Origin of the sequence: Neglectibacter sp. X4 (assembly GCF_009917365.1) — a bacterium.
Classification (GTDB): Bacteria; Bacillota; Clostridia; order Oscillospirales; family Acutalibacteraceae; genus Acutalibacter.
Window position 1 is genome coordinate 22,790 of sequence record NZ_QWLE01000038.1, and the last position, 6,000, is coordinate 28,789.

Consider the following 6,000-nt stretch of genomic DNA (forward strand, 5'->3'; position numbering starts at 1 on the left):
TCATATGCAGGAACCGGTTTTGCCTATGTGCAGGGCTGGCCCCGCAGGAGGTGTATAACTTGAATTCTTGTTTTACAGACATGGAAATCGAGGAATTGGCAGAGGGGATGATACGCCAGTATCTCGGAAACCTGGAAAATGCCCCGTTAAAGGTGGACATAGAGGGCTTCCTTACCAGGTATCTGAAACTCCCCCTGAAATTCCGCAGCTTTGCGGAGGAAGATTCCGGCAAAATCGGGTTTATATCCGATGGGATTACCCCTCTCCGGGTTTTCGCGGGTCGCCGGCCCATACGGGAGGTCTTTCCAAAGGGGACGGTAGTATTGGAAAAGGGCCTGCAGCGCCGGGGCGAGGAGGGCCGGAGACGGTTCACCCTGGCCCATGAAGCGGGGCACTACATCATGGACAGGACGGTAACACGGGCCTGCTTCCATCGTGAGTATGACAAAGGACGCGCCTACAGCCCCCGGGAATTGAAAGAACTGCTGAATATCCAGGAAACCAGGGTGGACAGGCTGGCGGCAGCGCTGCTTATGCCCCGGTTTATGGTGTGGGAAGTGCTGGAAAGGTTCGGGGCCTCCAGGCCGATCCCGCTCTATGGGGATAACCTTCTGCGCCTGGGGGACAAGCTGCTGGTACAGAAGATGGCCCGTGCCATGGGCGTTTCTTACACGGCTTTCCTCATCCGGTTAAAAGAGCTGTCCCTTATGGAAAGGCATGATATTTCCGAGTACATTACCGGTGAAATTGGGCTTGGGGATGGGGTGATGGCCCTGTGAATACCGTGAAAATGCACCGCCAGACCTCCGTGAGCAAGAATAATTTGTATAAGCTCCGGCTTTCCCGCCACGAAACGGAAGGGCTTTCCCTGCGGGATATCTGCTGCCCCTACTGCGGCTATCTTGTAGAACGGGTGTTTTCCGATGTTACCGGCCACAAGATGGTGCATTGCAGGAAATGCAAGGAGGAATACCCGGTCAACCTGGGTTATTTCCGGCGGGCCAGCTATCAGAAAAAGTACGATGGCTTTCACTTCCATCGTCAGCACAGATAAACAAATAGAGAAACCTACAACTTATAATCGAGCAAGCGGAGAGAAACCGGCGTGAGCCAGTGGAGACTGCCAAGCGCCGTACAAGGTTGGAGTGGTTATGGATAATAGTAAATACGTTTACTATATCATAACCGCCCTGATTTGTACGGCGCTTTTTGCTTGCCCGATTTTGCCTTGTGCGGTGTTATAAGTCCTTCCCGCTGTGTTCGGGGAAGGACTTTTTATGTACTATGACGTTATTGAAACAGGAAGAAGGATTCAGAAACTGCGGAAGGGAAAAGGTTTGACGCAAGAACAACTGGCAAAATGGAACAGAAATATCTTGAGTTTTATCGCGGCGAAATTTACTATGCCGATATGAACACTGTTTTTTCGCAGAGGATGACAAGTTTGCAGCCCGTCCTTGTCCTGTTGACCGACCAGGGCCTTTACAGTTGTCCGACCGTCCTTGTTGCAGAAGCGCGGCACACCGCTCATAAACCTTCTCAGGCAACCCATGTTATGGTGGAAGATGCTGGGGGATTGCCTGGAAATGTGGTATTCCGGTTGGAGAAGCCCTATCCCATTGACAAGCGCCGCCTGCGGGGAAGGGCCGGAAAGCTCACTCCCAGGCAGATGGAGGAGGTCGATGCCGCGCTGCGGTCACACTTTTACCTGGAGGATGGCGGCTGCCTCCCCATGGAGGTGGAAGCGCCGTGACAAGCGTATCGCGCAGTTGTAGGCTGTGTCCTATAAACCTTGGAAGGAGTGGAACCGATGCTTATCCCCATCAAAGATATCAAACTGAACCCCGGCAGGCGGGACGCCGAACCGGAGGACATAAAAAAATTAGCTGACAGTATAGCCGAGTTGGGCCTGCTAAATCCCATCACCATCGACCAGGGCCACACCTTGATAGCGGGCCGTCACCGCCTTGAAGCCGCCAAGCTGCTAGGCTGGACGGAGATAGAATGTACTGTCACGGATTTACAGGGCTTGCAGGCAGAGCTTGCCGAGATTGATGAGAATTTTGTACGCAAAAATCTGTCTATTATTGATTTTGGCAACTTGCTCCTGCGCCGCAAGGAGATTTACGAAATGCTTCATCCAGAGACAAAAGCCACATACGAGGGTGGCGCATATCGAGGAAATCAGCACAGCGAGGTGGGCGAAAAAATTTCGCCCACCTCAAAAGGCTTCGTTCAAGATACCGCTGAAAAATTAGGTGTATCACCAAGAACGGTGGAAACACAGATACAGACAGCTAAAAATCTTACCCCCGCTGCAAAAGAAATCATTCGTGGTTCAGATGCAAAAGTCACCAAAACAAACGCTCTCAAATTGTCCCGCCTGGAGCCAGAGCAGCAGGAGGATGCCGCCACTCAGCTAGTGGCAGGCGAGATAGATTCAGTGGACGATTACAAGCCCTATTCTGTTGGAAACAAGGTATATGCGACCTTTGAGGAATCCGTTGCCGACCTCAAAAACCCCGACAAAGATGGCACCTGCACCCCGGATATGTTTTTGATTGCCCTGGACGGCCTGATTGACAATTTTCATAGGGATTTCGCTTGGTACGGCGACCCGGAATGTGTGGCGGTTTTTCCGCAAATTTCGCAAGAACAATTTGAATTTGTGAAAAAAAGAGTTGCCACCGTGACCACCGCATTGGAGGGCCTGGTGGCCGAAATGGAAAGGAGCAAGCAGTATGAAGCATAATGAAAAATTAGTGCAGTATTCCAACCCCGGTGAGAAAAAGCAGCTTTCCACCGCCGTTTTGACCTCGGGCCTTCCCTACCAGCGGCCCGTGAAGCAGACGGTAGTAAACCGGCTCATAAAATGCTGGAACAACAAATACCTCACACCCATCGTGGTGAGCTGCCGCGACGGGAAATACTATCTGCTGGACGGGCAGCACCGTGTCAGCGCCATGCGCAGGATGAACGGCGGCAAGGACGTAATTGTACCCTGCCTGGTTTACACTGGCCTTACATATGCCCAGGAGGCTGAAATGTATGTAAGGCTGGATAAATCCAAAGGCCACTTGAAGCTGCCCCACGAGATCAAGGCCAGCCTGGAATCCGGCGCGGATGCCGTAGTGCTGGATATTGACAAGCGCATTTCGGAGGGCGGCTTTACCTGGGCGCTGGACAGGCCCACCGGCGCGGCCTACGAAATTCAGCCCGCCAGGGCCATTAAGAGCGCCTACAAGCTGTTGGGCGGGCCTGCCTTTTCCCGTATGCTGGAGCTGCTGGCCGGGGCGTGGCATGGCTCCCCATCTTCCTTAAAATCCTGCATGATTGCAGGTATGGCGTTGTTCCTCAAGACTTACGAAACAGAAATCGACGATTACACCTTTGTGGCCCGGTTGTCCCAGGTTGACCCCTTTGACATCGCCCAGCTTGCAAAAGTTGACTTCACCACAGACAGGCGCAATCTGCGATATGCTCGTGTACTCCGTAAAAAGTACAACGCGTACCCCGGCGGGAAGAAGCTGCGGTATCGGTTCAAGGACTAATTTCCAGAACACAGACTTACACAAGGGAGAAAAATAAATGGAACATATCACACAAGAAACTCTGGAAGCCATGCAAAATGTGGATGTGCGCACCGTTGACCCCGCCACCCTGCGGGATATCCGGGACGTGAAGATCAACACAGACTTGCCCAAAGCGGAGCGGATGCTGGATTATCTTGAGCAGATAGGCAACCCGTACTGCTACAGGCACGGCAAATATGTGGTGAAAATTTCCCACGCAGACACGGGTTTGACATTGGAAGAATGCCTGGTGCATTACATTCAGTCAAAATGCCAATGAAAATTTATGAAAACCCTGGACAAAGCAAAGAAGTTATGTTAAGATGGCCTTAACAGGACAGCCAGTGCTCTCCGCTGTTAAGGTTTTTTGCTGACTTTTAGCCTTAACAGATTGGAGAGAATATCATGAAAAACCTTAAAACACAGGTATGGAACGCCTGTGGTTACGTTCGCCTGTCCCGGGAGGACGGCGACAAGGAGGAAAGCAACAGCGTCACGGGGCAAAAGGACTTGATCCGTGACTATTTGTCGCGCCACGAGGACTTGCATGAGCGCGGCATGAAAGTGGACGACGGTTTTACGGGTTCCAATTTCCAGCGCCCCGCCTTTCAGGAGATGATGGGCGAGGTCAAGGCCGGGAAAATCAACTGCATAGTGGTGAAAGACCTTTCCCGCTTCGGGCGCAACCACCTGGAAGCAGGGGAGTACATCGAGCGCATTTTCCCCTTTTTGGGGGTACGCTTTATCGCCATCAATGACCACTATGACAGCCTGCACAGCCAAGCGGAATCCGATGAAATACTTGTCCCCTTCAAGAATCTAATAAACGAGGCTTACTGCCGGGACACCTCTATTAAAATTCGGAGCCAGCTTGAAATCAAACGCCAGCGCGGGGATTTCATCGGCTCCTTTACTGTTTTTGGATACCAAAAAGACCCGGCTGACCGCCACAAGCTGGTGATTGACGAGTACGCCGCTGACGTGGTGCGGGACATTTTCAACTGGAAGCTGGACGGCATCAGCGCCCTGGACATCGCCGCAAAACTCACTGCCAGCGGCATCCCCACACCCATGGACTACAAGCAATCTTTGGGGATGCGATACAACACGTCTTTCCGTATCAAAGAGAAATCCGTATGGGATGCGGCCATGGTGCTGCGTATTCTGAAAAACCCGGTCTATATCGGCGTTTTGGAGCAGGGCCGTATCACCACCCCCAGCTATAAAGTCAAAAGGATTGTACAAAAACCGCGGGACGAATGGGCGGTAATCGAGAATAACCACGAACCCATCATTGACAAATTTGACTTCGAGACCACACAGCGCGTTTTGGCCATGGATACCCGCACAGCCCAGGCAGGCCAGCCCGTGGAGTTGTTTTCCGGCATAACATACTGTGGTGAGTGCGGCGGGGCTATGATCCGGAAAACGGTGCCCTATGGCAAGAAAAAGTACGTCTATTATGTCTGCGCCAATCACAAAGAACGCAGAGCTTGTTACCCGCACAGCCTGCGAACGGAAGCCTTGGAAAACATCGTTCTGGAAGCTCTGCAAGCGCATATCCAAGAGGTTTGCGACTTGGAGGATTTATCAAAGCTGGCGGATTCGGCCCAACTCCAGCAGGCTAAAATGCGGAAATTACAGGCGCGATTGGACAAAAAGCAGGAAGAAATTGACCGGATGCACACGCTGCTACGCTCACTTTACGAGAACCTGGCAGACGGTATTCTCGACCAGGACGAGTACAAGGACTTAAAAAAGACCTACACCCAGCGCAGGGAGGAAGCTGAGCAACGGGCCGAGCTTCTGCGGGAAGAGATGGACCGGGAATCGGCTTCTATGGATACAAGCTGGATGGAGCAATTTCGCCATTGTCGGAACATCATAGCCTTGGACAGAAGGCTGGTGGTGTCGCTGATTGTGCGAGTGATAATTTTCCGAGACAAGCGGGTGGAGATCGTCTACCGCTGGCAAAACGAATTTGACTTGCAGCGGGATTTGCTGCGCATGGCCCAGGCCGAAAGGCAGGTGGGCTGACGTGGCGAGGACAAAACGCAAGGTAAACCCACTGGCCCCGGCCCCTGTGGAACCAACAACCCAGCAGAAGATTTACAAGGCTGGCGGCTATGTGCGTCTTTCTGTTGAGGACAGCGGCAAGCCCGGAGCTGATACCATTGAAGCGCAAAAAAATCTGGTACTGGAGTACATAGAAGCTCAGGCGGATATGGAATTTTGCGGCCTGTACTGTGACAACGGACGCACGGGGACGAACTTCCAAAGACCGGAGTTTGAGCGCCTGATGGATGATGTGCGGGCCGGGAAAATCGACTGCATTGTGGTGAAAGACTTATCCCGGTTTGGACGCAATTACAAGGAAACAGGCCAGTACTTGGAGCAAATCTTTCCCTTTTTAGACGTGCGTTTTGTT

General features: G+C 52.3%; 9 protein-coding genes. All 9 read left to right on the top strand.

The genetic code is table 11. The annotated features are described in order from the left end of the window. Positions 1-59 precede the first annotated feature (59 nt). On the top strand, positions 60-779 hold the full coding sequence (locus D1841_RS12310; protein WP_160643448.1) for an ImmA/IrrE family metallo-endopeptidase: 720 nt from the start codon (positions 60-62) through the stop codon (positions 777-779). Further along, complete coding sequence (locus D1841_RS12315; RefSeq protein ID WP_347564001.1) at positions 776-1,054, top strand: hypothetical protein; 279 nt, start codon at positions 776-778, stop codon at positions 1,052-1,054. Before D1841_RS12310 ends, D1841_RS12315 begins: the two co-directional genes overlap by 4 nt. Positions 1,055-1,277: 223 nt before the next feature. Beyond that, the gene (locus D1841_RS19235; RefSeq protein WP_237076339.1) at positions 1,278-1,415 is read left to right on the top strand and encodes a hypothetical protein; all 138 of its coding nucleotides are present in this window, start codon (positions 1,278-1,280) and stop codon (positions 1,413-1,415) included. A gap of 20 nt (positions 1,416-1,435) precedes the next feature. Continuing rightward, positions 1,436-1,753, top strand: coding sequence for a type II toxin-antitoxin system PemK/MazF family toxin (locus D1841_RS12325; protein WP_237076337.1), 318 nt, complete (start codon positions 1,436-1,438; stop codon positions 1,751-1,753). A gap of 57 nt (positions 1,754-1,810) precedes the next feature. Then, positions 1,811-2,752 carry a ParB/RepB/Spo0J family partition protein gene (locus tag D1841_RS12330; RefSeq protein WP_160643451.1) on the top strand — a complete coding sequence of 314 codons (942 nt, stop codon included), beginning with the start codon at positions 1,811-1,813 and terminating at the stop codon, positions 2,750-2,752. After that, on the top strand, positions 2,742-3,551 hold the full coding sequence (locus D1841_RS12335) for a DUF6551 family protein (RefSeq protein WP_160643453.1): 810 nt from the start codon (positions 2,742-2,744) through the stop codon (positions 3,549-3,551). Before D1841_RS12330 ends, D1841_RS12335 begins: the two co-directional genes overlap by 11 nt. A 37-nt stretch (positions 3,552-3,588) precedes the next feature. Next, entirely contained in the window at positions 3,589-3,852 is a 264-nt protein-coding gene (locus D1841_RS12340) for a DUF6870 family protein (RefSeq protein WP_160643455.1), read from the top strand. A 125-nt stretch (positions 3,853-3,977) separates the two neighbouring features. Then, complete coding sequence (locus D1841_RS12345) at positions 3,978-5,609, top strand: recombinase family protein (protein ID WP_160643457.1); 1,632 nt, start codon at positions 3,978-3,980, stop codon at positions 5,607-5,609. Position 5,610: 1 nt separating this feature from the next. After that, on the top strand, positions 5,611-6,000 hold a 390-nt coding region (locus D1841_RS12350; protein WP_160643458.1), incomplete at its 3' end, for a recombinase family protein.

Coding starts and splice junctions, on each gene's coding strand:
- D1841_RS12325 (WP_237076337.1), top strand. CDS start 1,436: ATGACAAGTTTGCAGCCCGTCCTTGTCCTGTTGACCGACCAGGGCCTT.
- D1841_RS12340 (WP_160643455.1), top strand. CDS start 3,589: ATGGAACATATCACACAAGAAACTCTGGAAGCCATGCAAAATGTGGAT.
- D1841_RS12345 (WP_160643457.1), top strand. CDS start 3,978: ATGAAAAACCTTAAAACACAGGTATGGAACGCCTGTGGTTACGTTCGC.
- D1841_RS12330 (WP_160643451.1), top strand. CDS start 1,811: ATGCTTATCCCCATCAAAGATATCAAACTGAACCCCGGCAGGCGGGAC.
- D1841_RS12335 (WP_160643453.1), top strand. CDS start 2,742: ATGAAGCATAATGAAAAATTAGTGCAGTATTCCAACCCCGGTGAGAAA.
- D1841_RS19235 (WP_237076339.1), top strand. CDS start 1,278: ATGTACTATGACGTTATTGAAACAGGAAGAAGGATTCAGAAACTGCGG.